Source organism: Actinoplanes utahensis (assembly GCF_016862455.1).
Classification (GTDB): Bacteria; Actinomycetota; Actinomycetes; order Mycobacteriales; family Micromonosporaceae; genus Actinoplanes; species Actinoplanes utahensis.
Map to the genome: position 1 here is coordinate 63,610 of NZ_BOMZ01000033.1, position 24,818 is coordinate 88,427.

Sequence of the window (24,818 nt, forward strand, 5' to 3'; positions counted from 1 at the left end):
ACGCTGACCGGTATGACTGATACGGGAACCGGGCGTCTCGGTCTCCCCGAGCGGCCGTCTCTGGACGGGCTCGAGGGGAAGTGGGCGCCGCGCTGGCAGGAGGAGGGCACGTACACGTTCGACCGTTCGAAGGAGCGGGCCGACGTGTATGCGATCGACACACCGCCGCCGACCGTATCGGGCTCGTTGCACATCGGGCACGTCTTCTCGTACACGCACACCGACATGGTCGCGCGGTTTCAGCGGATGCGCGGCAAGGCCGTCTTCTATCCGATGGGGTTCGACGACAACGGGCTGCCGACGGAGCGGCGGGTTCAGAACGTGTTCGGGGTCCGCTGTGACCCGTCGTTGCCGTACGACCCGTCGTGGGAGCCGCCGGCCACTCCGCCGAAGGAGCCGGAGTCGATCTCGCGGCGGAATTTCGTCGAGTTGTGCGGGCGGCTGACCGTCGAGGACGAGAAGCAGTTCGAGGCGTTGTGGCGGCGGCTGGGGCTGTCCGTCGACTGGGGTTTGACGTACACGACGATCGGGGAGACGGCGCGGGCGGTCTCGCAGCGGGCGTTCCTGGCGAATCTGGCGGCGGGGCAGGCGTACACGGCGGAGGCGCCGACGTTGTGGGACGTCGGGTTCCGGACCGCTGTCGCGCAGGCTGAGCTGGAGGATCGGGAGCGGGCGGGGGCGTACCACACGTTGCGTTTCCACGGCCCGGACGGGCCGGTGGAGATCGACACGACGCGGCCGGAGCTGTTGCCGGCGTGTGTCGCGCTGGTCCGTCATCCCGACGATGACCGGTTCGCGGGCCTGACCTCGGTCCGGACGCCGTTCTTCGATGTCGAGGTGCCGGTTCTGGCGCACCCGCAGGCCAACCCCGGCAAGGGTACGGGGATCGCGATGGTCTGCACGTTCGGTGACCTGACCGATGTCACCTGGTGGCGGGATCTGCACCTGGACACCCGGGTGGTTCTGGGCCGGGACGGCCGGTTCCTTCCGGACGCCCCGCCGGGTGTCCCGGTCGCCGCCTATCAGGGCCTGGCCGGCCTGACCGTCAACGCGGCCCGTGCCGAGATGGTCCGGATCCTGCGGGAGTCCGGTGATCTGGTCGGGGAGCCGCGGCCGGTGAAGCATCCGGTCAAGTTCTACGAGAAGGGTGACCGGCCGCTGGAGATCGTCACGAGCCGTCAGTGGTTCATCCGTAACGGCGGCCGTGATCCGGAGCTGCGTGCGCAGTTGCTGGCGAAGGGCCGGGAGCTGCGGTGGACGCCGGAGAGCATGCGGCATCGTTACGACCACTGGGTCGGTGGTCTGACCGGTGACTGGCTGATCAGCCGGCAGCGGTTCTTCGGTGTCGCGATCCCGGTGTGGTACGGCGTCGACGCGGCCGGCAACCCGGACTACGACCGGTTGCTGGTTCCGGACGATGCGGCGCTGCCGATCGACCCGTCGTCGGACTGTCCTCCGGGTTTCACCGAGGAGCAGCGGGACGTCCCGGGCGGCTTCACCGCCGATCCGGACATCATGGACACCTGGGCCACGTCGTCGCTGACCCCGCAGATCGTCACCGGCTGGAGTACCGACGCGGATCTGCACGCCCGGACGTATCCGATGGATCTGCGCCCGCAGGGTCAGGAGATCATCCGGACCTGGTTGTTCTCGTCGGTGCTGCGGGCCGGTCAGCTCGGCGGTGGTCTGCCGTGGCAGCGTGCGGTCCTGTCCGGGTGGATCCTGGATCCCGACCACAAGAAGATCTCGAAGTCGAAGGACAACGCGGTCGAGACCCCGCTTCAACTGCTGGAGCAGTACGGGTCGGACGCGGTTCGCTACTGGGCGGCGCTCGGCCGTCCCGGCGCGGATCTGGCCTTCGAGCCGGCTCAGTTGAAGGTCGGGCGGCGCCTGGCGACGAAGCTGCTGAACGCGTCGAGGTTCGCGCTGGGGTTGGGTGCGGCCGAGGCGCTGCGGCAGCCGGTGACCGAGCCGCTGGACCGGGCGATGCTGGGCCGTCTGGCCGAGGTCGTGGTCGCGGCGACCGCGGCGTTCGAGGACTACCAGCACACCGATGCGCTGCAGGCGGTGGAGACGTTCTTCTGGACGTTCTGCGACGACTACATCGAGCTGGTCAAGGATCGGGCGTACGGGTCCGGTCCGGGCGCCGACTCGGCTCGGGCCGCGCTGGCCACCGGCCTGTCGGTGCTGTTGCGGTTGTTCGCGCCGTTCCTGCCGTTCGTCGCCGAGGAGATCTGGTCCTGGTGGCGGTACGGTTCGGTGCACCGCGCGACCTGGCCGACCCGGTACGAGTCGACCCGGGTCGCGCCGGAGAGTGATCCGTCGCTGCTGGATCTGGCCGGAGAGGCGCTGCGGCAGGTCCGCCGGGCCAAGTCGGACCGGAAACTGTCGATGCGGACCGAGGTGCCGCTGGCGGAGGCGCTGGGCCCGGCCGGGATGCTGGACCGGCTGGAGCTGATCGACGGTGATTTCCGGGCGGCCGCCCGGATCGGGAAGCTCGACCTGCTCCGCGACCGCACTCCGGAGCTGGTGATCGCCTGCGCCTTCTGATCGCGGAACGCCCGCTGACCGGCGGATTCGCCGGTCAGCGGGCCACCGGTGGTCCACCATAGGAGGCATGTCGATCGCCCCTGAGCAGGTTCGGGCTCCGGCCCGCGATGCGGTGCTGTTCCGGTCGTCTCCGGCGCGGACCTTCGTCACGGTGTTCGCCGTGCTGATGGTCGCCTATCTGGCGGTGTCGCCGCTGATCGGCTGGGTCGCCGGGGGTTCCGGTGACCCGTGGTGGGTGATCGCCGCGCAGGCGGCGCTGGTCGGGGCGGGGGTGGCCGGGGCCTATGCGTTGTCGGCGCGGGCCGCCCTGCCGACCTGGGTGCGGGTGTCGTCCGGTGGGCTGGAGCTGGCCAGCCAGGATTCCGATCCGATCCTGCTGGACTGGTCGGACATCGTGACCGTGCTGGTACGCCGGGACGGGCTGCGGACGGTTCTCGAGGTGGTTCCGGGTGACCTGGACAGCGTCCATCCGGTGCAGGAGGGCGACTCCGGCGGCCCGGCCATGGCGGACACGCCGCGGGGGCCGGCTTTCATCGCCGACCTGACCCAGATCTGGCCGAGCCCGCGCGCGCTGATGCGCGAGATCGACCGGCACCGGCACGCCGCCGCCACCGAGCAGAACTGACGGTCAGGCCCGCTTTCTGTGTGGGGTTCGGGCGAAATACACGGCCGAGCTGCACACGCTCGAAGGCCCGTCGATCACCGGTCGAGGCCGCAGCCACTAGGCCCGTCACACGCCGCAGCGAGCAGGCCCGTCACACGCCGCAGTCGGCAGGTCTGTCAGAAGTCGCCGCCGCCGAAATCGCCGCCGCTGAAGTCGGTGCCGCTGTCGCCGACGGTGGGATCGCCGCCCGCGAACTCGGTGCCGGTGAAGTCACCGAACTCCGGCGAGAACAGGGCGTCGAAGATCAGCATGCCGCCGAGCACACCCGCGCCCGCGCCGAGCGCCGTCCGCCACACCGGCGTCGAATACCACCCCGCCGGGACGGGGCGTCCCTCCACCCGGCCGCCCGGGTAGTAGTAGGGCGTGTCGGCGGCCGGCCGCGGCCCCGCCTTGTAGGAGTGGCCCTGCACGGTCACCTCACGCTCGCGGGTGAGCCGCCCGGTGTTGTGCGCGGCGCCCAGCGGCGGCAGGGCGGGCCCCTCGTCGAGGCCCATCGCGAGGCGGGCGGCCCGCACATAGGTGAGTCCTTCCAGCGCGGACTCGCGGGCCAGCTCGAACTGCCGGACCGAGTTGGCCATCTGCAACTGGCCGCCGGCCGCGTTGTACCGTTCGCCGGCGTCGGCGAGTGCCTGGCGCGCCGCCGGGTCGTCGGAGCTCAGGTTCATCACCTGGCCGCCGAGTCGCTCATACCACCGCTGGGCGTCGGCGCGGGCGTCGTCGAGCCGGGTCTGCCGGCGCGTCTCCGCGCCGCGCTGGGTGACCGCGACGATCAGGCCGATCACCACGACGATGACCAGGATGAGCAACACGCCTCTCATGTTTCCCACGGTACCCCCGCCGGTCATGTCTCACCCTTCTGGCAATCTGCGATGGTGACGTTCTCGACACTGGCCGTGGTCCTCGCCTGTCTCGCCGCCGGCGCCGCCGCCGGATGGCTGGCCGCCCGGGCCCGCGCGGCCACCGACATCGCCCGTCTGGAGGCGACGCTGGAGGCCGCCCGCGACGGCGAGCAGCGCCTCGAGCAGTCGTTGCGGGCGCTGTCCTATGAGGCGACCGCCCAGTCGCAGGAGGCGGTGGCGCGGGCGGTGGCGCCGCTGCACGACACGCTGCTCCGCTACGAGCAGCGGGTGGCCCAGCTGGAGCACGACCGGGTGGACGCCTACGCCGAGCTGCGGGAGCAGGTGCGGTCGATGGGGGCGGTCTCCGGCGAGTTGCGCACCGAGACCCGGCAGCTGGTGGCGGCGTTGCGGGCGCCGCAGGTGCGGGGCCGGTGGGGTGAGCATCAGTTGCGGCGCATCGTGGAGGCGGCCGGGCTGCTGGAGCACTGCGACTTCGCCGAGCAGGTGACGGCGGCGACCGACGAGCAGGGGGTGCGGCCCGACCTGGTGGTCCGGTTGTACGGCGGCCGCACCGTCGTGGTGGATGCGAAAGCGCCGCTGGAGGGCTATCTGTCGGCGATGGAGGCCCGCGACGAGCACACCCGCGACGGCCACCTGGACCAGCACGCCCGTCATCTGCGGATGCACGTGGACGCGCTGTCGGCGAAGAAGTACTGGTCGGCGTTCGAGTCGACGCCGGATTTCGTGGTGCTGTTCGTGCCGGCCGACCCGTTCCTGGACGCGGCGTTGCAGCGGGATCCGGCGCTGATGGAGCACGCGTTCCGCCGCAACATCGTGCTCGCCACCCCGGCGACGCTCATCGCGATGCTGCGGACGGTCGCCTACTCGTGGCGGCAGGAGGCGCTGACCCGTAACGCGGCGGCGGTGCACGGGCTGGCCCGGGAGTTGTACGCGCGGTTGTCCACGCTCGGCGACCATGTGGACAAGCTGGGGACATCGCTGTCGGGGGCGGTCACGGCGTACAACCGGGCGGTCGGGTCGCTGGAGTCACGGGTGCTGGTCAGTGCCCGCAAGCTGGCCGAGATGGGGGTGTCCGACGAGGAGCTGCTCCCACCCGTACAGGTGGAGATCGCTCCTCGTCAGCCGCAAGCCCCGGAGTTCAGTTAGCTCGCCTTCGCCGCGGCGGCGGCTTTCATGTCCCTGCGCAGCTCCTGCGGCAGGGAGAAGGTGAGCCGCTCCTCGGCGGTGGTGAACTCGGTGACCTCGCCGAAGCCGCGCTCGGCGAGGTGGGCGAGCACCTCCATGACCAGGTCCTCGGGGACGCTGGCGCCGGACGAGACGCCGACCGTGGTGGCGCCCTCCAGCCACGCGTCCTGGATCTCGGAGGCGTAGTCGACCAGGTGCCCGGCCCGGGCGCCGGCGCCGAGGGCCACCTCGACCAGGCGCACCGAGTTGGACGAGTTGGTGGAACCGACCACGATCACCACGTCGCACTCCGGCGCGATCTCCTTGATCACGTGCTGGCGGTTGGACGTGGCGTAGCAGATGTCGTCGCTGGGCGGCGACTGCAGCAGCGGCAGCCGGGTCTTGAGCCGGGCGACGGTCTCCATGGTCTCGTCGACCGACAGGGTGGTCTGGGAGAGCCAGACGACCTTGGCCGGGTCGCGGACCACGACGTTGTCGACGTCGTCGGGGCCGTCGACGAGCTGGATGTGCCGGGGAGCCTCACCGGCGGTGCCGATGACCTCCTCGTGGCCCTCGTGACCGATCAGCAGGATGTCGTAATCCTCGGCGGCGAAGCGCTTGGCCTCGTGGTGCACCTTGGTCACCAGGGGGCAGGTGGCGTCGATCGCCTTCAGGTTGCGCTCGCGGGCCTGCTCGTGCACCTCGGGCGCGACGCCGTGGGCGGAGAAGACGACCGTCGAACCCTCGGGAACCTCGTAGTTCTCCTCCACGAAGATCGCGCCGCGGGCCTCCAGCGTGCTGACCACGTGCTTGTTGTGCACGATCTGCTTACGCACGTAGACCGGGGCGCCGTAGAGTTTCAGCGCCTCCTCGACGGTCTGCACGGCGCGGTCGACACCGGCGCAGTAACCACGCGGTTTGGCGAGCAACACCCGTTTACGAGCTTCAGTCACCCGGCCATGGTACGTGCAGGTCTCCGCCGCCCGCCTCTCTGCGATCAGCGCCACAGCCGGCGCCGCAGGTCAGGCAGCGTAAAGCCGTTTCGCCGCGGATCACCCGGAACGACCGTGATACTCGTTTCATGAGCGCGGATCTGTGGCCGTCTGTCCCGGCCGTGCTGCGTGTGATGACCGGCTGGGCGCTTCTCGGCGTCGGCCTGCTCGACATCGCTGTCGAGGTGGACGGTGGGCTCACCCGGACGTACCTGGTGTTCCACCTGATGATCGTGGCCGGCGGCGTGCTGCTGCTGTTGCGGCAGCGGCTGGCCCCGAGCCGCGCCGGTCTCCTGGTCACCGCCGGGACGGTGGTCGCCGCGACGGCGCTCACCGCGCTGCCCGGCCAGGCGGGCTACCCGTTCCCGTTCTGGGGTGACGGCGCCGGCGTCGACCGGTTCCACCTGGGCGCCGACCTGCTCTTCTGGGGTTGTGCGGGCCTGTTGCTGGCGGCGGTCCTGGCGCAGGCCGAGCGGTTCCTGCCGGAACGGCGGACCCCCATCGACCTCTCCCGGTACGGCGGTCACGCGGAAGTGCGTTCGATGGCCGCCACCCCGGATCGCGCGGGGGAAAATGTCGGTGGGCTTACGTAATCTGGCCGGGTGAACGAGCCGAGCACCGCCGAAGAGCCCTGGCCGGTCCGTGTCGTCAGCCAGAAGATCGGGGCCTGGATCAACAAGCTGGGCTGGGTCTGGGTGGACGGGCAGGTCGCCCAGATCAACCGCCGTCCCGGCTCGGGCGTGGTCTTCCTGACCCTGCGCGACCCCTCGGCCGACCTGAGCCTGACCGTCACCACCCACCACGACGTGCTGCACGCCGGCGCGCCCGACCTGTCCGAGGGCGCCCGGGTCACCCTGCACGCGAAACCGGAGTTCTATCCGGCCCGCGGCACGCTGAGCCTGCGCGCCGACGAGATCCGCCAGGTCGGCATCGGCGAGTTGCTGGCCCGCCTGGAGAAACTGAAGCGCCTGCTGGCCGCGGAGGGGCTGTTCGCGCGCGAGCGCAAACGGCGGCTGCCGTTCCTGCCGCGCCGGGTCGGCCTGATCACCGGCAAGGCCAGCGCCGCCGAGCGCGACGTGCTGATGAACGCACGACGCCGCTGGCCGTCGGTGGACTTCCGGGTGATCAACGTGCTGGTGCAGGGCGCCAACGCGGTGCCGCAGATCATCGAGGCGCTGAAGGTGCTGGACGGCGACGACACGGTCGACGTCATCGTGATCGCTCGGGGTGGCGGCAGTGTGGAGGATCTGCTGCCGTTCTCCGACGAGGCGCTGTGCCGGGCCGTGTTCGGCGCTCGCACCCCGGTGGTCAGCGCGATCGGCCACGAGACCGACGCGCCGCTGCTGGATTATGTGGCCGACCTGCGTGCCTCCACCCCGACCGACGCGGCCAAGCGGATCGTGCCGGACCTGGCCGAGGAGCAGCGGCTGATCAGCCAGGCGAAAGCGCGGCTGGACCGGGCGGTCATCGGCATGATCGACCGGGAGCGGCAGCGGATCGAGTCGTGGCGGTCCCGGCCGGTGCTGGCCCGCCCGGAGGTGCTGATCGACCAGCGGGCCACCGAGGTGACCGCTCTGCGGGACCGGGCCGGCCGCAGCCTGGAGCACCGGCTGCGCCGTGCCGACGACGCGCTGGAGCACACTCTCGCCCGGCTGCGCGCGCTGTCCCCGGCCAAGACGCTGGATCGTGGCTACGCGATCGTGCAACGCCCCGACGGGCATGTGGTCCGCGCCGCGGACGAGGTGTCCACGGGCGACCTTCTTCGGATCCGGCTCGCCGACGGCGAGCTGCGAGCAGCGGTAATGGAGAGTTGATGACCGACGAGAACCTGACCTACGAGCAGGCCCGCACCGAGCTGGCCTCCGTGGTGGAGCGGCTGGAGCAGGGCGGCGGCACCCTGGAGGAGTCGCTGGCCCTCTGGGAGCGCGGGGAGAAGCTGGCCGACGTGTGCCGGCGCTGGCTGGACGGCGCACGCGAGCGCATCGAGACGGCCCGCGCGGCCCGCTCCGAGGAGTGAGGGGCTAGGACAGCGAGGAGGCGAGCTGTTCCAGGTTCTTCGTGTCGCCGTCCTGGCCGAGGATCACGATGGTGTGCGACCGCTCGGTGGCGATCATCGCGGTCTCGCCGGGCCGGCCGTCGTACACCATCCAGGTGCGCCGGTCGGTGCGGAAGGTGCCGGTCCGGGTGGGCGCCTCGGACACTTCCGCTTTGACCAGGGCGGCGGCGTCGGTGGTGCTCTGGACGAGCAGGATCGGCTTGTCGGCGGGATCGACGTAACCGAGCCGGAGCGTGGCGCCGCCGTCGGCCCGGCGGAAGATCGCCGACGAGACGTGCCAGTCGTCGCTCAGACCGGCCGGCTGCGCCACGGTGAACTCCTTCGACGCCTGCTGGATCGCCGAGGACGGGTCCACGGTGACCGGCTTGTCGCCGTCCAGCACCACGCGATAGAAGATCATGATCAGAGCGATCGGCACCAGCAGCACGGCCAGCGACATGATCATGTCGCGCGGGCGGCGTTCCTCCCGGGCGGCGAGCCGGGGCTTCTCCGCCGGGGCGGTGGACTGAGGGGTAGCTGGTTCCACGAGTCCCATTGTTAACCATGTCGCTGAACCGAGACTTGGCACGTCCTCAGGTGCCAGGATCGGAGGACTTACAGCCCCGCAACGACGCGAGGAGGCCGCCGTGCCCGCCCGAGTCCCCCAGGACCTCGACCGCAACATCGCCCTCGACCTCGTCCGTGTGACCGAAGCCGCCGCGATGGCAGCCGGCCGGTGGGTCGGCCGCGGTGACAAGAACGGCGGTGACGGCGCCGCCGTCGACGCCATGCGCAAACTCATCAACTCGATCCAGATGCGCGGCGTCGTCGTCATCGGCGAGGGTGAGAAGGATGAAGCGCCGATGCTCTTCAACGGCGAGCGGGTCGGTGACGGCACCGGCCCCGAGGTGGACGTCGCCGTCGACCCGATCGACGGCACCACGCTGATGAGCAAGGGCATGCCCGGCTCGATCGCGGTGCTGGCGGTGGCCGAGCGCGGCGCCATGTTCGACCCGAGCGCCGTGTTCTACATGGACAAGATCGCGGTCGGGCCGGACTGCGCCGACGTCATCGACATCGACGCCGGCGTCAAGGAGAACCTGCGCCGCATCGCCAAGGCGAAGCGTTCCAGCATCTCCGACGTGACGGTGTGCATCCTGGACCGTCCCCGGCACAGCAAGCTGGTCGAGGAGGTCCGGCACGCCGGCGCCACCATCAAGTTCATCTCGGACGGTGACATCGCCGGCGCCATCTCCGCGGCCCGGCTGGAGTCCGACGTCGACGTGCTGATGGGTATCGGCGGCACCCCGGAGGGCATCACGGCGGCCTGCGCCCTCAAGTGTCTCGGCGGCATGATCCAGGCGAAGCTGTGGCCGCTCGACGACGCCGAGCGGGAGAAGGCGATCGCCGGCGGTCACGACCTGGACCGGGTGCTCACCACCGACGACCTGGTCACCGGGGACAACTGCTTCTTCGTCGCCACCGGCGTCACCAGCGGTGACCTGCTCAAGGGCGTGCGGTACCGGTCCGGCGGCGCGCACACCCAGTCGATCGTGATGCGGTCCAAGAGCGGCACGATCCGGGTCATCGACTCGTACCACCGCCTGGAGAAGCTGGCGTTGTACTCGGCTGTCGACTTCGACGGCCACCTGCCGACGGTCCCGATCGGGGACCCGGTCATCTGAGGCACGACCGGCGGTCCGGGCCCGGCCCGGACCGCCGGCTCAGGCTTTGCGGCGGCGGAAGACGACCGCCGCGACCAGGCCGCCGACCAGGCCCAGCAGGTGCCCCTGCCAGGAGACCCGCTGGTCGGTGGGGAGCACGTTGAACAGCTGGTACCAGTAGAGCAGCCCGATGAACCCGGCCACCGCGAAGTGCCACCAGCTGCGTTCCACCAGGCCGCGGGCCAGCACCAGACCGAGATAGCCGAAGATCACGCCGCTGGCGCCGACCACCACGGTCCGCGGGTCGCCGATGAACCAGACGCCGATGCCGGCCACCGCCATGATCAGCAGCGTGGACCAGATGAACCGCCGGGCCCCGCCGGACAGCACGAACGTGCCGAGCAGGATGAGCGGCACCGCGTTGCCGTAGAGGTGCTCCCAGCCGTCGTGCAGGAACGGGCTGAACAGGATGCCGTCGATGCCGTCGACGGCGTGCGGGATGATCCCGCCGGCCACGTCGAGGGTGCCGGCGCCGAGCGCGACGTCGATCACCTCGATCAGGAACAGGGCCGGGACCACGGCGCACATCGTCACGAACGCCCGGCCCAGAGCCGCGTAGAAAGCCTCGGTGCCGAAGCGCGCCGACTCGTCAGCCTGCGCCCCGGCCGCCCATTCGTACCCCATGCGTCGATGGTCGCAGGCCGCGGCGAACCCGGCCACCGGAAGACCGCTCAGGAGAGGCGGCGGGTGGCCTCCAGGATCTCCGCCCGGAACTTGGCGATCTGCGTGTAGACGCCGAAGAACCCGTCCCGTGCGCAGCCGAGCCCCCAGCTCACGATGCCGACCTGCACCCAGCGGCCGGTCTTGTCGCGGCCGACCATCGGGCCGCCGGAGTCGCCCTGGCAGGTGTCGACCCCATGCCGGCCGGCGCAGATCGACTCGTCCTGGACCAGTTCCACACCGGCTTTGCGGTACGCCGCCGCGCACTCGGCGTCCGGGATGGTGGGCACCTCGGCGTAGTGCAGGCGGCGTTCCTGCTGTACGGCCGCCTCCCGGGTCTGTCCCCACCCCATCACGGTGAAGGTGCCCTGGTCGACGTCCTCGGCGGTGATCGGCAGGGTGGGCAGGGCGAGCTCGCGTTCCAGCCGGACCACGGCCCAGTCGTCGCCGGCGGTCTCGGTGACGAAGTCCGGGGAGCGGTAGACCTCGACCGACTTGACCGCGACCGCCGAACGGGACCGCAGGTCGGTGGCGCCGGCGGTCACGGTGATCCGGTCGTTGGGGCCGGTCGGGCCGACGCAGTGGCCGGCGGTGAGCACGACGCGGGGCGCGGTCAGCGCGCCGCCGCAGCCCATGGAGAGCCGGACGGCCCACGGGAACCTGCCGTTGCCGGCGAGTTTGCCGCCGACGACCTCACGTACCGGCAGTCGCCCGGTGTCGGCCTGTGCGGGTGCCCCGGCCGGGCCGGCCAGCACCAGAACGAAGAAGCACAAAGCCGCTTTTCGGACCATACAGACATTTGATCACAGCAAAACGGGGCCACGCGGAACGCCGCGCAGCCCCGTCCGGAAGCTTGCCGTCAGTACCAGCCGACGTTCTGCGAGTGGCCCCACGCCTCGCACGGGCTGCCGTACCGGCCCTCGATGTAACCCAGGCCCCACTTGATCTGCGTGGCCGGGTTGGTCTTCCAGTCGTCACCGGCCGAGGCCATCTTGCTGCCCGGCAGGGACTGCGGGATCCCGTACGCCCCGGAGCTGGGGTTCTCGGCCTTGTAGTTCCAGCCGCTCTCTTTCTTCCACAGCTTGTCCAGGCACGGGAACTGGTCGAGCCCGAAGCCGGCCTGGAGCATCAGGGCGCACCCGGTCTTGCGGGCGCCGCTGTACTCGCTGCAGGACGCCGGGATCTCGCCGGTGTACTCCACCGGGCCGCCGGCCTCCTCGGCCTTCTTCTTCGCCGCGGCCAGCTCGGCCTCGATGACCTTCTTCTCCTGCGTCCACGCCTTGGACGCGGCGGCCTTGGCCTCGCGGGCCGCCTCGACGGCCGCGGTCTCCTCGGCGACGGCCCGGTGGGCCCGCGCCGCGGCGTGGTCGGCGTGGCGCGTCTTCAGCAACTGGAGCTCGTCCTGCTCCGCGACGATGACAGCCTGTGCCGAGACGTTCTGGGGCTGGACTTCCCGGTTCTGCCCGAGGTAGACGCCGCCGCCGAGGCCGGCCACCAGAAGGCCGACGGACAGGACACGCACACCGAGCCGGCTCCAGAGCCGCTTCACGAAGAATTCCCTTCGTCGGGGGGCAAGAAAGCGGCGCGCTCCCGGCCCCGAAGGGGCGGACCGCGCCGCGCGTTGCTCGCCGAACACCTTGGCTCAACGTGAAGTGGATGTGAAATGCCAGCGCGGTGATGTGATTTTAGTCACGCTACCTACCGGGTGAATTCGGCACGAAATCACCGCGCTGGCGTTATAGAAGATCTACAGCGGGATCTCCTCCAGAAGGTCTGTCACGACCTCAGCAATCGGCGAGCGCTCCGACCGCGTGAGGGTTACGTGGGCGAAGATCGGGTGACCCTTCAACGCCTCGATCACCGCGGTGACACCGTCGTGCCGGCCGACCCGCAGGTTGTCCCGCTGCGCGACGTCGTGGGTGAGCACGACCCGCGAGTTCTGCCCGATCCGGGACAGCACGGTGAGCAGCACGTTGCGTTCCAGCGACTGCGCCTCGTCGACGATCACGAACGCGTCGTGCAGGCTCCGGCCCCGGATGTGGGTCAGCGGCAGCACCTCGAGCATGCCTCGGGCCAGGACCTCCTCGACCACGTTGGCGTGCACGACCGCGCCCAGGGTGTCGAAGACCGCCTGCGCCCAGGGCGACATCTTCTCCGACTCGCTGCCCGGCAGATAGCCGAGCTCCTGACCGCCGACCGCGTAGAGCGGGCGGAACACCACCACCTTCTTGTGGCGGTTGCGCTCCATCGTCGCCTCCAGGCCCGCGCAGAGCGCCAGCGCCGACTTGCCGGTGCCGGCCCGGCCGCCCAGCGACACGATGCCGATCTGCTCGTCGAGCAGGATGTCCAGCGCCACCCGCTGCTCGGCCGAACGGCCGCGCAGCCCGAAGGCGTCACGGTCCCCCCGTACCAATCGGAGGCTCTTGTCGGGGTTGACCCGGGCCAGCGCCGAACCGCGCGGCGAGTGGATCACCAGGCCGGTGTGGCAGGGCAGGTTCTCGGCCGCCTCCGCCTCCAGTTCCTCACCGGCGTAGAGGGCGGCCACCTGCTCCTCGCCCAGCTCCAGGTCGGCCATGCCGGTCCAGGTCGGGTCGCTGGCCTGGCCGTGCCGGTACTCGTCGGCGGTCAGGCCGACCGAGGCGGCTTTCACCCGCAACGGCATGTCCTTGCTGACCAGCGTGACCTCACGGCCCTCGGCGGCCAGCCCCAGCGCCACGGAGAGGATGCGGGTGTCGTTCGAGTCGTTGCGGAACCCCTGTGGGAGCACGCTCTGGTCGGCGTGGTTCAGCTCCACCCGCAGGGTGCCGCCCTCGTCGTTGCAGAGCACCGGCTGATCCAGGCGGCCGAACTTGATCCGCAACTCGTCCAGCATGCGCAGCGACTGCCGGGCGAACCAGCCCAGTTCGGGGTGGTGACGTTTCCCCTCCAGCTCGGAGATGACCACGAGAGGCACGACCACCTCGTGGTCGGTGAACCGGCGGAACGCCGCCGGGTCGGACAGCAGGACCGAGGTGTCCAGGACGAAGACCCGGCCGGCGGGGGCGGGTTCGGCGTCGGCGTGCCGGTCCCGGGGCTTGCGGCGCCCGGTGGTGGCACGGCTGCTGGGCACGTTGTCGGCCGGGTTCTGGTCGATCCCGGCATCGGTACGGCGAGATGTCACAGGCCTGCTCCAGCGGGCGTGCAACCCGGTCCGCCCGCGGTCCGCCACCTCCGGTCGCCGGCCCTCTGCACGGGGTCGGGATGCGGTCCCCGTGGCGCAGTAATCGCAGGTACGGACCGACCGGCTGGCTCGGGACGACCCCGTGCCATGACTCAAACGCTAGCGGTCAACTACGTCCCGCGGTAGTGCGCAAAATCGGGCACCCAAGGGTGACGCTCGACCCACGCGAATTCGCCGGGCATAAAAGACGACCATCGGCGGGTAATCTGACTTGCGTGGCCGAGACTCCGCGTCCGATACACCCGCTGACCACCGATGAGGCGTGGGCGTTCACCGTTTCCCGTGCGTCCGCGACGACGTTCTTCTTCGATTTCGACGGGGTTCTCTCTCCCGTCACCGACGACCCGGACGCCTCACAGCCGGTGCCCGAGGTGCTCGACGTTCTCGACCGGCTGGCCGGCGCCGTCGCCCGGGTGGCGATCGTCTCCGCCCGTCCGGTCAGCTTCCTGCGGTCCCGCTTCGAGACCCTGGCCAACGTCGACCTGTTCGGGCTCTACGGGCTCGAGGTCTGGCACGACGGCGAGGTGGTCACCGAGCCGGCCGCGCTGGAGTTCGTGCCGGCCATGGCCGAGCTGTCCGACCGCGCCCGCGCCGAGCTGCCCGCCGAGATCCTGGTGGAATACAAACGGCTCTCCGTCGCCCTGCACTACCGGACCGCTCCGGAGCACGCGGCGACCGTCGAGCGCTGGGCCCACGAGCAGGCCGAGCGTCTCGGCCTGCGGATTCAGAACGGGCGCATGGTCGTCGAGCTGAAGCCCCCGGTCGACCAGGACAAGGGCATGGTCATCACCGAGGGCGTCCGCAACGCCGGCTGCGCGTGGTACTTCGGTGACGACATGTCCGACATCAAGGCGTTCGACGCGCTGCGCGCCCGAGAGGCGGTCGACCCGGCCTTCTTCGGTATGGCCGTCGCCGTCGCCAACCCCGAGACCGGCGCCGAGGTCTCCTCCGCCGCGGACCTCACGCTGGAGTCCCCGCACGCGGTCGCCGCCTTCCTCACCGAAAACCTCAAACGCTTCTGAACCCCCTTTCTGGTACGCCGTTGGCCGCCCCCGCCGATTTCGGCCGTCCCGTGACCCCCGCGCGAGATCTAGTGAGTTTCGGGCGAACCGATTCACCACGACCTCGCAAGATCGACGGCCGGCGGGCAAGCAATTGACCAGCAGGGTCAGCACCGACAACCAGCCGGACGACCCCCGCGGACCGGGCGGCGTGCTGCGGCCGTAACGACCGTGTCCGTCGCGGGCCGCCGGATTCAGCCCGGTGGCCGCGCTGCGGTCCGGGCCCCCTGCGGGCATCGCGCGGGGGCCACGGGACGGGTTGGATCTGGCGGGGCTGCTCACGCCGTACCGGAAAAGGGTCGGGAAGTGCGCGGAGTCAGGCGTTCGGGATCACCGCAACCGCACGCGGGGTTGCGGAAGCAGGCACCACTGGCAAGTGCACGCGAGGTCGCGGGAGCAGGGGCGACCGCAACCGCACGCTGGGGTTTCGGGGTGGGTCAGGCGCCGTAGCGGCGTTGGCGGAGGGCGTAGGAGCGCAGGGCGCGGAGGAAGTCGATGCGGCGGAAGTCCGGCCAGTTGGCGTCGTGGAAGTAGAACTCCGAGTGGGCGGACTGCCACAGCAGGAAGCCGGAGAGGCGCTGCTCGCCGCTGGTGCGGATGACCAGGTCGGGGTCGGGCTGGCCACGGGTGTAGAGGTGCTCGGCGATGTGCTCCACGTCGAGGATCTCGGCGAGTTCCTCGATGGTGCCGCCGGTCGCGGCGTGCTCGTAGAGCAGGGAGCGGACCGCGTCGGTGATCTCGCGGCGTCCGCCGTAACCGACGGCCATGTTGACCTCGACGCCCTCGCCACGGTCGCGGGTCTTCTCCTGCGCGGCCTTCAGCGTCGCGGCGGTCGGGGCGGGCAGGATGTCCAGCGCGCCGACCATGCGCAGCCGCCAGGGATTGCCGTCCTCGGCGAGCTCGGTGGCCAGATCCTCGATGATCTTGACGAGGGGATCCAGTTCGGCGGCCGGGCGGCGCAGGTTGTCGGTGGCCAGCAGGTAGAGCGTGACGTGCTCGATGCCGGCCTGGTCGCACCAGCCCAGCAGCTCCTTGACCCGGGTCGCACCGACGCGGTGACCGTCGTTCGGGTCGACGAACCCCATCTCACGGGCCCACCGGCGGTTGCCGTCGCACATCACGCCGATGTGTTTGGGCACGGGCTTGCCGGCCAGCTTCCCCGCCAGCCGCCGTTCGTAAAAGGTGTAGACCAGAGAACGCAGACTCATCACCCCAAAGCGTAGCCACCCGCGCCAGAGGCTCAAGCGGGACCGCCGTCATGGGACCATCCGCGTGCCGGATGCGCCCGATCGTGCCATCGAGCGTATCGGCCGACCGGCCGGTCCCGCCCGGGGCGCCGTTGCCGCGGGCGGGGACCAGCCGGGTGTCAGGCGTCGGCGAGCCGGGCGCGCAGCGCGTCCAGTTCCGCCCACAGGACCGCGGGCAGCTTGTCGCCGAACTTGGTGAACCACTCGGTGACCTGCGGGATCTCCGCCTGCCACTCGGCGGGGTCGACCCGCAGCGCCGCGGCCAGGTCGGCCGGGTCGATGTCCAGCCCGGTGATGTCGATCGCCTCCGGGGTCGGCACGTGGCCGATCGGGGTCTCGATCGCGTCGGCCTTGCCCTCCAGGCGCTCGACGACCCACTTGAGGACCCGGCTGTTCTCGCCGAACCCGGGCCACAGGAACCGGCCGTCGTCACCGCGGCGGAACCAGTTCACGTAGAAGACCTTGGGCAGCTTGGAGGCGTCGCCGGACGCACCCTTGGCCATGTCGATCCAGTGCTGGAAGTAGTCGCCGGCGTGGTAACCGATGAACGGCAGCATCGCCATCGGGTCGCGGCGGACCACGCCGACCTGGCCGACCGCGGCCGCGGTGGTCTCCGACGAGAGGGTGGCGCCGAGGTAGACCCCGTGCACCCAGTCGCGGGCCTCGCTGACCAGCGGGATGGTGGTCTTGCGGCGGCCACCGAAGAGGATCGCGTCGATCGGCACGCCGCGCGGGTCGTGGTACTCGTCGGCGAGGATCGGGCACTGCTCGATCGGGGTGCAGAAACGGCTGTTCGGGTGGCTCGACGGCGCGTCCGACGACGGCGTCCAGTCGTTGCCCTTCCAGTCGGTGAGGTGCGCGGGCGGCTCGCCCATGCCTTCCCACCAGATGTCCCCGTCGTCGGTGAGCGCCACGTTGGTGAACACCGAGTTGCCCTTGGCCAGGGTGCGCATGGCGTTCGGGTTGGTGTGGAAGTCGGTGCCGGGCGCGACACCGAACAGCCCGAACTCCGGGTTGGTGGCCCAGAGCCGGCCGTCCTCGCCGAACCGCATCCAGGCGATGTCGTCGCCGATGGTCTCGACCTTCCAGCCCGGCAGGGTCGGCTCGAGCATGGCCAGGTTGGTCTTGCCGCAGGCGGACGGGAACGCGCCGGCGATGTAGCGGACCACGCCCTCCGGCGAGGTCAGCTTCATGATCAGCATGTGCTCGGCGAGCCAGCCCTCGTCGCGGGCGGCCACACTGGCGATGCGCAGCGCGAAGCACTTCTTGCCGAGCAGCGAGTTGCCGCCGTACCCGGAGCCGAACGACCAGATCTCCCGGGTCTCCGGGAAGTGCGAGATGTACTTGGTCTCGTTGCACGGCCAGGCGACGTCGGCCTGCCCGGGCTCCAGAGGCGCGCCGATCGAGTGCAGCGCCGGCACGAAGTCGGCGTCGTCACCCATCGTCTTCAGGACCTCGGCCCCCATCCGGGTCATGATGCGCATGCTGGCGACGACGTACGGGCTGTCGGTGATCTCGACGCCGAACATCGGCTCGGCCGCGTCGAGCGGGCCCATGCAGAACGGGACGACGTACATCGTCCGGCCTTTCATGGCGCCCCGGTAGAGCCCCGTCATGAGCTGCTTCATCTCGGCCGGCGCCATCCAGTTGTTGGTGGGACCGGCGTCGGCCTCGTCGGCCGAGCAGATGAACGTGCGCTCCTCGACCCGCGCCACATCGGACGGATCGGTGCGCGCCCAGAACGAGTTCGGCTTCTTCTCCTCGTCGAGCCGGACCAGCGCGCCCGATTCGACGAGCTCGTCGGTGAGACGGGTCCACTCGGCCTCGGAACCGTCACACCAGACGATGCGGTCCGGTGTGGTCAGAGCGGCGACCTCGTCGATCCACGCCAGCAGGCGGGGGTGCGAGGTGGGGGGAAGAGACAAGATGAAGCTCCTTCGGTCGGCATTGACCTATGACTGACCTGCCGGGGATTTCCGGCCTTGTCATGGGGAGTCACGTCAGCCTAAGCCCGATTCCACGCCGAGTTCATCGGCAGAACTTGTGGACAACCGCACAATCTATGGCTGCCGTGCGCGCAAACGATCGATTCTTCGCCGCAAAGTGCACCAGCGCGCATCTCGCCCCTCTGGAGCCCGCGCCACACCCCACTCATGGCAACTTTCACAAAAAGGACTTAACGCCTTAGACTCCCGGGTAATCGGGCTTTCTTCGCAGTTCCGGCCACAGGAGGCGGAATGACGATCCCGGGCAACGACGCGGACTCGGACACCGGCCTCCTGGCCGCGGTCCGGGCCGGCGACACCGCCGCGTACGGGACGCTCTACGAGCGACACCACACGGCAGCCCGTAAGTTCGCCTTCGGCCTGGTCCACTCGCCCGCCGACGTCGACGACCTGGTGGCCGAGACGTTCGCCAAGGTCTTCGCGACGCTCCGCGCCGGCCGCGGGCCACTCGTGGCGTTCCGCGCCTATCTGCACACCACCATGCGGCACCTCTTCTATCAGCGGGCCCGGCGCGACCGCCGGCTCGAGTTCACCGACGACCTGACCCGGTACGACGCGGGCGAGCCCTTCACCGACCCGGCTCTCGACCGCCTCGAGCGCAGTTTCGCCGCCGCCGCCTTCCGCCAGCTTCCGCAACGCTGGCGCGACGTGCTGTGGCAGACCGAGGTCGAGGGCAACACCCCGGCCGAGCTCGCGCCCCGGATGGGCCTGACCCCGAACGCGGTGGCGGTCCTGGCCCACCGCGCCCGCGAGGGCCTGCGCAGCCTCTACCTGCAGCAGCACGTGACCGTCGCCGAGCACCCGGAGTGCCGGTGGGCCGGCGAGCGGCTCGGGGGGCAGGTGCGCGGGCGCCTGGCCACCCGCGACGAGCACCGGATGCGCACCCACCTCGCCTGGTGCTCGGAGTGCCGCGGCCGGCTGGCTGAGATCCGCGAAGTCGACGGCCTTCGTCACGGTCCGTATCGCCAGCGTCACCATGTCGAGACGCCCGGTTAAGACCCGGCAACGAGGACGGCGATGCGTGACTCGCGCCGGTACCCTCGAACCCGTGCCCCCGACCGCCACGCAGGAGAGTGTTCTGCGCACCCGTCTCCGGGGGCTCGTTCGCGAGCTGGGCAAGTTCGGCACGGTCGGCAGCGTCGCCTTCACCGTGGACCTGGTGCTCTACACCGTTCTGCTGCGCGCCGGCATGGAGACGCTGCTGGCCAAGACGGTGTCCACCGCCGTCGCCACCACCATCGCGTTCCTGGGGAACCGGTTCTGGACCTGGCGTGACGGCGGCCACAGCAACATGGCCCGGCAGTACACGATGTTCTTCGTGCTGAACCTGATCGGCCTGGGCATCGCCCTGGCCTGCCTCGCGATCAGTCACTACGCGCTGGGCCAGATCTGGCCGGTGCTGCAGAGCAAACCCGCCGACATCATCGCGGGGTCCGGCGTCGGAACCGTACTGGGTACCCTGTTCCGGTTCTGGTCCTACCGTCGCTTCGTCTTCCGGGTCACCGCCGACCCGGCCGTCCGCAGTGACCCCGCGTCATCGCCCCCGTCCCCGTAAGGTTGCCCAATGCCCTCAGCCAGCATGCTGACGGAACGACTCCGCCAGCTCGCCCCCGAAGCCGTCGCCTTCGGCATCATCGGGGCCGGCAACACCCTGCTCTACCTCGCCATCACCTACGTGGCGATGGGAATCGGGCCGGTGAAGGCGAGTGTTCTGGCGACGGTCATCACGACCACGCTGGCGTACGTGGCCAACCGCTACTGGACCTACCGGCACCACACCCGGACCGCGCTGCGCCGGGAGTACACCATGTTCTTCGGGTTCAACCTGATCGGCATGGTCATCCAGTCCGGCATGACCGCCCTCGGCAAGTACGGCCTACACCTGTCCGAGCACGACGACAAGCTCAAGCTGCTCGGCATGACCACGATCGGCATCGTGATCGGCACGATCTTCCGCTTCTGGGCGTACCGCACGTTCGTCTTCCTGAAGCCGCCGGTCGACGGGCACGAGGGCGCCATCACCGACATGGACGCGACCGCCGGTTTCGCCGAGCTCAGCGCGATCGACGAGCCGGGCAGCGCCGCTAACCTCGACCTGCGGCCCGAGCTGGATCCTCGCTGACCGGCTCCTCCTCGTCGTCGGCCGGGGCCAGCTCGATCAGCTCGTAGAGGGTGCTCTGCACCAGCTGGGCGGCAGGCACCCCGGCCAGCACCGCGCTCTGGTCACCGACCGAGTCGATGGTGAGGGTCCCGCTGCCGAACATCCGGTCCAGCAGCGACTGGGCCATGGTGTGATCGTTGATCCGGTTCAGCGGAAGGTCGCGGCGTTCCCGCACGAGGACGCCGCGCTGGATCAGGAGCCGCTCGGTGGTCAGCACGTACTCGGTGCAGCGCCACCGCAGGAGCGGTTGCACGCCGTACCGCGATCCGTAGTAGACCATGATCGCGACGACCATCAGCAGGCCGATCCGGCCGCCCTCGCTCGGCGGCAGCATCACCCAACCCATGGTCAGACCGGCCACGGCCAGGATCAGCACCAGCGACGGGGCCACCGCCGCCTTCCAGTGGCCACGCAGGTGGAGGACGATCTCCTCCTGGTCGGCGAGCAGCTCCTCCGGGAATGACACGCCGTCAGCGTACGTGCAGGACATCCCCCGCTGAGACCCGGAAATCCGCACCTTCCTCCGTACGGATCACCAACTGGCCGGCCCGGTCCACCCCGGTCGCCTCGCCGGACCGCTCGTCGCCGCCCGGCAGCAGGACCCGTACCCGGCGGCCGACCGTCGCGCAATGCCGCTGATAGGCGGCGAGCAGCCCGCACATCTCGGCGTCGCCGCCCGACTCGCGCCAGCCGGTGTACCACCGCTCCATGCCCCGCAGCAGCCCGCGCAGCAGCGGATCCCGGTCGAAGCTCTCCGCACCGGCCACCCGCAGCGAGGTGGCCGGCACCCCGGTCGTCTCGGGCAGTTCCTCGGCCCGGGTGCTGACGTTCAGCCCGATCCCCACCACGACCGCGTCCCCGGCCACCTCGGCCAGGATGCCGGCGCACTTGCGGTCGCCGACCAGCAGATCGTTCGGCCACTTCAGGGCCGACTCCACCCCGGCCACCCGGGTCACCGCCTCGGTCAGCGCCACCCCGGCCAGCAGCGGGAGCCAGCCGAACTCGGCGGGCGGCACTCCGGGCCCCGGCCGCAGCAGCACGCTCACGGTCAGCCCGGCCCGCGGCGGGGAGACCCACTGCCGATCCCGGCGGCCCCGCCCGGCGATCTGGCTCTCGGCCACCACGACCAGGCCCTCCGGCTCACCGCCCGCGGCGGCCGCGGCGGCGTCGGCGTTCGTCGAGCCGGTCTGCTCGCGCACGTCGAGCCGGGACCACAGTCCGCCCGGCACGATCAGCGCGCGGGTCAGTGCCCGCGCGGACAGCGGCGGCCGGTCCAGATCGGTGTAGCCCATCCGGGCAGACTACGGGGCCGAATGCCGGCTGACGTACGGAGTGGCCGGCCGGGGCCGGGGACTCGGCCGGTCGGCGTCGGTGAGACTGTGCCGGGGCCGGCTGTCCCGCTCGCTCCACGATCGCGGCAGCCGGACCCGGTGTTCCCGCATCGGCCACTCGGGCGCGGACGGGGCCGGTTCGGCGGGGACCGGCGGCAGGTCGAAGCCGGTCGCCGGCTGGTAGTCGGGCACCGGTGGCAGCACGCCGATGGCGGATGCGGAGAAGAGGTCGTCCGGCACCGGGGTCCAGTAGTCACCGGTGGGCGGGCGATCCCAGTCGTCGTCGTGCGGGCTGCGGTAGCGCCCGGCGTACCCGAGCGGATCCTCGGCGTCGCGGCGCGCCCAGGCCGGCCCGTCCGGTTCCGGGTCGCGGCGGCGCCGCCGCGGCGGCCAGGAGTCGTCGTGCGCGGGTTCCGCCTCCATGGCCTGCTCCTCGTCGTCCTCGTGGTCGGCCAGGCCGATCGACGCCAGCGTGCTGGGGCCGGGATCCGCCGCGGCGGGGCGGCCGCTGAAAGCCTCCGCCAGCCGCCGGCGGCGGACGGCCGCCGGCTCGCCGTCCACCGGGGGCCGGGGCGGCACGGCGGCTTCCGGACGCCGGCGGCGGGCCCGACGCTCACCGCCACCGAAGAGCACGGCGCGGAAGCTGATCAGTGTGGCGAGGCCGGCTGCGATGAAGGCGAGCCCAGCCGCGGTCATCCAGTTCGTCACGCCGGATGTAACGAATGGGGCATTGGGTATGAAACGCACGCGTAGCGACGCCCGCCCGGTGCGACATCCGCCCAGTTACGATGCTGATCGTTGCCTTAACGAGCGCTCAGAGGGTGGAGACCTTCGTGACCACAGAGCCCGACATCCACACCACCGCCGGTAAGCTCGCCGAACTCGCCCGCCGCACCGAGGAGGCCGTGCACGCGGGCTCGGCACGCGCCATCGAGAAACAACACGCCCGCGGCAAGAAGACCGCACGGGAACGCATCGAACTGCTCCTCGACAAGGACTCCTTCGTCGAGCTCGACGAGCTGGCCCGGCACCGGTCCACCGCCTTCGGGCTGGACAAGAGCCGGCCGTACGGGGACGGCGTCGTCACCGGGCACGGCACCATCGACGGCCGGCAGGTCTGCGTCTTCTCCCAGGACTTCACGATCTTCGGCGGCTCGCTCGGCGAGGTGTTCGGCGAGAAGATCGTCAAGGTGCTCGACCTGGCCATGAAGATCGGCTGCCCGATCATCGGCATCAACGACTCCGGCGGCGCGCGCATCCAGGAGGGTGTGGTCGCGCTCGGCCTCTACGCCGACATCTTCTTCCGCAACGTCCGGGCCAGCGGCGTCATCCCGCAGATCTCACTGATCATGGGGCCGTGCGCGGGCGGCGCCGTCTACTCCCCCGCCATCACCGACTTCACCGTGATGGTCGACCAGACCTCGCACATGTTCATCACCGGGCCCGACGTCATCAAGACGGTCACCGGTGAAGAGGTCGGGATGGAGGAGCTCGGCGGGGCGCGGACCCACAACACCCGCAGCGGCAACGCGCACTACCTGGCCAGCGACGAGGAGGACGCGATCGAGTACGTCCGGGCGCTGCTCTCCTACCTGCCGAGCAACAACCTGGACGAGCCGGTCGTCTTCGACCCGGTCCAGGAGGACGCCGCCGACCTCGACCTGGACACCCTGATCCCGGACTCGCCGAACCAGCCGTACGACATCAAGAAGGTCGTCGAGACGGTCGTCGAGGACTTCCTCGAAGTGCAGCCGCTCTACGCGCAGAACATCGTCGTCGGCTTCGGGCGGGTCGAGGGACGGCCGGTCGGGATCGTCGCCAACCAGCCGCTCAACCTCGCCGGGACGCTCGACATCGCGGCCTCGGAGAAAGCGGCACGGTTCGTGCGGACGTGTGACGCGTTCAACATTCCGGTGCTGACCTTCGTGGACGTCCCCGGCTTCCTGCCCGGGACCGGCCAGGAATGGGACGGGATCATCCGGCGAGGAGCGAAACTGATCTACGCGTACGCCGAGGCCACGGTCCCCAAGGTCACGGTGATCACGCGCAAGGCGTACGGCGGGGCGTACGACGTGATGGGGTCCAAGCACCTCGGCGCCGACGTCAACTTCGCCTGGCCGACCGCACAGATCGCCGTGATGGGCGCCCAAGGGGCGGTCAACATCCTCTACCGGGGCGAACTCGCCTCGGCCGAGGACCCGGCACAACGCCGGACCGAACTCATCCGGGAATACGAGGACACGCTCGCCAACCCGTACATCGCGGCGGAACGCGGGTACGTCGACGCGGTCATCCAGCCGTCACAGACCCGCGCCCAGGTGACCCGGGCACTGCGGATGCTCCGCACCAAACGGGAGACCCTGCCGCCGAAGAAGCACGGCAACATCCCGCTCTAGACGGCGGCGCTCAGCTCCGGCAGCCACTGACCCGCCAGCAGGAACGCGCCGGTTGCCAGGGCGAGCAGGTTCACCACGAGAAAGACGCCGACCCAGAACAGCGCGGGCAGGTGGGTCAGCCGCGCCAACTGGTCGGCGTCCGAATCGCGCATCCGGCCGCGGCTGCGCAGACGCTGCAACTCGAACACCGGGCGGACACCCCCGAAGAGCAGGAACCACACGCCGGCGTACGCGAACGCGGCCTGCACCTGCGCCGACGCGTACCAGGACACGGCGAACACGATCGCCCCCGTGACGACCAGCGAGATCACGCCGAAGAAGTTCCTGATGTTGATCAGCATGAGCAGCAGCAGCGCCACCGCGAGCCAGAGCAGCAACGTGATCCGGTTGCCGCCGAGCAGCCACGCGCCCAGCACCCCGACCAGCGACGGCGCGATGTAACCGCCGAGCAGGGTCAGGATCATGCCGAGCCCGGTCGGCCGGCCGGCCGAGAGCGTGAGGCCGGACGTGTCGAACTCCAGACGGATGCCCTTCAGCTTGCGGCCGCTCAACAGGGCGATCAGCGCATGACCACCCTCATGGGCGATCGTGACGGCGTTACGGGTCACCCGCCACACCACGGTGATCGCCACCGCGAGAAAGCCGGCCACCGCGGTGACCAGCACCAGCGCCCTGGGCGGGTCGGGCTGTGCTCCGAGAAGCTGATCCCACAGATCACTCACACCGTCGATCGACACGCCGGGGACT

General features: G+C 70.4%; 25 protein-coding genes. 12 read left to right on the forward strand and 13 right to left on the reverse strand.

The annotated features are described in order from the left end of the window. Positions 1-12 precede the first annotated feature (12 nt). Both valS and Aut01nite_RS10505 read left to right on the forward strand, forming a co-directional pair. Positions 13-2,550 carry a valine--tRNA ligase gene (gene valS / locus Aut01nite_RS10500; RefSeq protein WP_043533594.1) on the forward strand — a complete coding sequence of 846 codons (2,538 nt, stop codon included), beginning with the start codon at positions 13-15 and terminating at the stop codon, positions 2,548-2,550. Between the two features lie 67 nt (positions 2,551-2,617). Continuing rightward, the gene (locus Aut01nite_RS10505; protein ID WP_043533421.1) at positions 2,618-3,175 is read left to right on the forward strand and encodes a hypothetical protein; all 558 of its coding nucleotides are present in this window, start codon (positions 2,618-2,620) and stop codon (positions 3,173-3,175) included. 155 nt (positions 3,176-3,330) lie between these two features. Here Aut01nite_RS10505 and Aut01nite_RS10510 read toward each other — a convergent pair whose 3' ends face one another. After that, positions 3,331-4,032 (reverse strand): hypothetical protein, encoded by a 702-nt coding sequence (locus Aut01nite_RS10510; RefSeq protein ID WP_043533420.1) that lies wholly within the window; start codon positions 4,030-4,032, stop codon positions 3,331-3,333. 54 nt (positions 4,033-4,086) lie between these two features. Between Aut01nite_RS10510 and Aut01nite_RS10515 the strand changes: the two genes are divergently transcribed. Continuing rightward, a complete protein-coding gene (locus Aut01nite_RS10515) occupies positions 4,087-5,220 on the forward strand; it encodes a DNA recombination protein RmuC (protein WP_043533593.1) in 1,134 nt (377 codons plus the stop codon). On the opposite strand, the gene Aut01nite_RS10520 is transcribed toward Aut01nite_RS10515, so the two are convergent. Then, entirely contained in the window at positions 5,217-6,236 is a 1,020-nt protein-coding gene (locus Aut01nite_RS10520) for a 4-hydroxy-3-methylbut-2-enyl diphosphate reductase (RefSeq protein WP_052164648.1), read from the reverse strand. The two genes, Aut01nite_RS10515 and Aut01nite_RS10520, sit on opposite strands and share 4 nt — an antisense overlap. An 83-nt stretch (positions 6,237-6,319) precedes the next feature. Between Aut01nite_RS10520 and Aut01nite_RS10525 the strand changes: the two genes are divergently transcribed. Genes Aut01nite_RS10525 through Aut01nite_RS10535 form a run of 3 tightly spaced genes read left to right on the forward strand, consistent with a single transcriptional unit; the run spans position 6,320 to position 8,247 of the window. Further along, a complete protein-coding gene (locus Aut01nite_RS10525) occupies positions 6,320-6,823 on the forward strand; it encodes a hypothetical protein (protein ID WP_043533419.1) in 504 nt (167 codons plus the stop codon). 9 nt (positions 6,824-6,832) lie between these two features. After that, positions 6,833-8,044 (forward strand): exodeoxyribonuclease VII large subunit, encoded by a 1,212-nt coding sequence (xseA, locus tag Aut01nite_RS10530; protein ID WP_043533418.1) that lies wholly within the window; start codon positions 6,833-6,835, stop codon positions 8,042-8,044. Next, a complete protein-coding gene (locus tag Aut01nite_RS10535) occupies positions 8,044-8,247 on the forward strand; it encodes an exodeoxyribonuclease VII small subunit (RefSeq protein WP_043533417.1) in 204 nt (67 codons plus the stop codon). Before xseA ends, Aut01nite_RS10535 begins: the two co-directional genes overlap by 1 nt. Before the next feature lie 4 nt (positions 8,248-8,251). Here the strand turns inward: Aut01nite_RS10535 and Aut01nite_RS10540 are convergent, their stop codons facing one another. Beyond that, positions 8,252-8,821 carry a DUF4245 domain-containing protein gene (locus Aut01nite_RS10540; RefSeq protein WP_084000137.1) on the reverse strand — a complete coding sequence of 190 codons (570 nt, stop codon included), beginning with the start codon at positions 8,819-8,821 and terminating at the stop codon, positions 8,252-8,254. Between the two features lie 91 nt (positions 8,822-8,912). Here Aut01nite_RS10540 and glpX point away from each other — a divergent pair, with 91 nt between their 5' ends. Beyond that, entirely contained in the window at positions 8,913-9,950 is a 1,038-nt protein-coding gene (gene glpX, locus Aut01nite_RS10545) for a class II fructose-bisphosphatase (RefSeq protein WP_043533415.1), read from the forward strand. 39 nt (positions 9,951-9,989) lie between these two features. Here the strand turns inward: glpX and Aut01nite_RS10550 are convergent, their stop codons facing one another. The 4 genes from Aut01nite_RS10550 to phoH2 form a co-directional block, all read right to left on the reverse strand. Beyond that, a complete protein-coding gene (locus Aut01nite_RS10550; RefSeq protein WP_043533414.1) occupies positions 9,990-10,613 on the reverse strand; it encodes a rhomboid family intramembrane serine protease in 624 nt (207 codons plus the stop codon). Positions 10,614-10,660: 47 nt separating this feature from the next. After that, a complete protein-coding gene (locus Aut01nite_RS10555; protein WP_236643197.1) occupies positions 10,661-11,422 on the reverse strand; it encodes a serine protease in 762 nt (253 codons plus the stop codon). 86 nt (positions 11,423-11,508) lie between these two features. Continuing rightward, entirely contained in the window at positions 11,509-12,198 is a 690-nt protein-coding gene (locus Aut01nite_RS10560; RefSeq protein WP_043533412.1) for an aggregation-promoting factor C-terminal-like domain-containing protein, read from the reverse strand. A gap of 198 nt (positions 12,199-12,396) precedes the next feature. Then, entirely contained in the window at positions 12,397-13,809 is a 1,413-nt protein-coding gene (gene phoH2 / locus Aut01nite_RS10565; RefSeq protein WP_043533411.1) for an RNA 5'-3' helicase PhoH2, read from the reverse strand. Between the two features lie 275 nt (positions 13,810-14,084). Here phoH2 and otsB point away from each other — a divergent pair, with 275 nt between their 5' ends. Then, on the forward strand, positions 14,085-14,891 hold the full coding sequence (gene otsB / locus Aut01nite_RS10570; RefSeq protein WP_052164618.1) for a trehalose-phosphatase: 807 nt from the start codon (positions 14,085-14,087) through the stop codon (positions 14,889-14,891). Between the two features lie 476 nt (positions 14,892-15,367). On the opposite strand, the gene Aut01nite_RS10575 is transcribed toward otsB, so the two are convergent. Together Aut01nite_RS10575 and Aut01nite_RS10580 are read right to left on the reverse strand one after the other, a co-directional pair. Beyond that, entirely contained in the window at positions 15,368-16,138 is a 771-nt protein-coding gene (locus Aut01nite_RS10575; RefSeq protein ID WP_043533410.1) for an isoprenyl transferase, read from the reverse strand. A gap of 158 nt (positions 16,139-16,296) precedes the next feature. Continuing rightward, on the reverse strand, positions 16,297-18,102 hold the full coding sequence (locus Aut01nite_RS10580) for a phosphoenolpyruvate carboxykinase (GTP) (RefSeq protein WP_043533409.1): 1,806 nt from the start codon (positions 18,100-18,102) through the stop codon (positions 16,297-16,299). A 312-nt stretch (positions 18,103-18,414) separates the two neighbouring features. On the opposite strand from Aut01nite_RS10580, the gene Aut01nite_RS10585 reads away from it, so the two are divergent. From Aut01nite_RS10585 to Aut01nite_RS10595, 3 genes are read left to right on the forward strand one after another with little or no spacing between them, the layout of a single operon-like run. After that, on the forward strand, positions 18,415-19,179 hold the full coding sequence (locus Aut01nite_RS10585) for a sigma-70 family RNA polymerase sigma factor (RefSeq protein ID WP_043533408.1): 765 nt from the start codon (positions 18,415-18,417) through the stop codon (positions 19,177-19,179). 52 nt (positions 19,180-19,231) lie between these two features. Further along, positions 19,232-19,738: a GtrA family protein gene (locus Aut01nite_RS10590; RefSeq protein ID WP_236643196.1), complete on the forward strand. Its 507-nt coding sequence runs from the start codon at positions 19,232-19,234 to the stop codon at positions 19,736-19,738. Positions 19,739-19,747: 9 nt separating this feature from the next. After that, positions 19,748-20,305 (forward strand): GtrA family protein, encoded by a 558-nt coding sequence (locus Aut01nite_RS10595; RefSeq protein ID WP_043533406.1) that lies wholly within the window; start codon positions 19,748-19,750, stop codon positions 20,303-20,305. On the opposite strand, the gene Aut01nite_RS10600 is transcribed toward Aut01nite_RS10595, so the two are convergent. The 3 genes from Aut01nite_RS10600 to Aut01nite_RS10610 are packed head-to-tail and all read right to left on the reverse strand — an operon-like array spanning position 20,268 to position 22,383. Further along, positions 20,268-20,810 carry a PH domain-containing protein gene (locus tag Aut01nite_RS10600; protein WP_043533590.1) on the reverse strand — a complete coding sequence of 181 codons (543 nt, stop codon included), beginning with the start codon at positions 20,808-20,810 and terminating at the stop codon, positions 20,268-20,270. The two genes, Aut01nite_RS10595 and Aut01nite_RS10600, sit on opposite strands and share 38 nt — an antisense overlap. Positions 20,811-20,814: 4 nt before the next feature. After that, complete coding sequence (locus Aut01nite_RS10605) at positions 20,815-21,636, reverse strand: biotin--[acetyl-CoA-carboxylase] ligase (protein ID WP_043533405.1); 822 nt, start codon at positions 21,634-21,636, stop codon at positions 20,815-20,817. A gap of 9 nt (positions 21,637-21,645) precedes the next feature. Beyond that, positions 21,646-22,383, reverse strand: coding sequence for a hypothetical protein (locus Aut01nite_RS10610; RefSeq protein WP_152629133.1), 738 nt, complete (start codon positions 22,381-22,383; stop codon positions 21,646-21,648). A 125-nt stretch (positions 22,384-22,508) separates the two neighbouring features. Here Aut01nite_RS10610 and Aut01nite_RS10615 point away from each other — a divergent pair, with 125 nt between their 5' ends. Next, complete coding sequence (locus Aut01nite_RS10615; protein ID WP_043533589.1) at positions 22,509-24,071, forward strand: acyl-CoA carboxylase subunit beta; 1,563 nt, start codon at positions 22,509-22,511, stop codon at positions 24,069-24,071. Here the strand turns inward: Aut01nite_RS10615 and Aut01nite_RS10620 are convergent. Further along, on the reverse strand, positions 24,068-24,808 hold the full coding sequence (locus Aut01nite_RS10620; protein WP_043533403.1) for a M50 family metallopeptidase: 741 nt from the start codon (positions 24,806-24,808) through the stop codon (positions 24,068-24,070). The two genes, Aut01nite_RS10615 and Aut01nite_RS10620, sit on opposite strands and share 4 nt — an antisense overlap. Between the last annotated feature and the right edge of the window lie 10 nt (positions 24,809-24,818).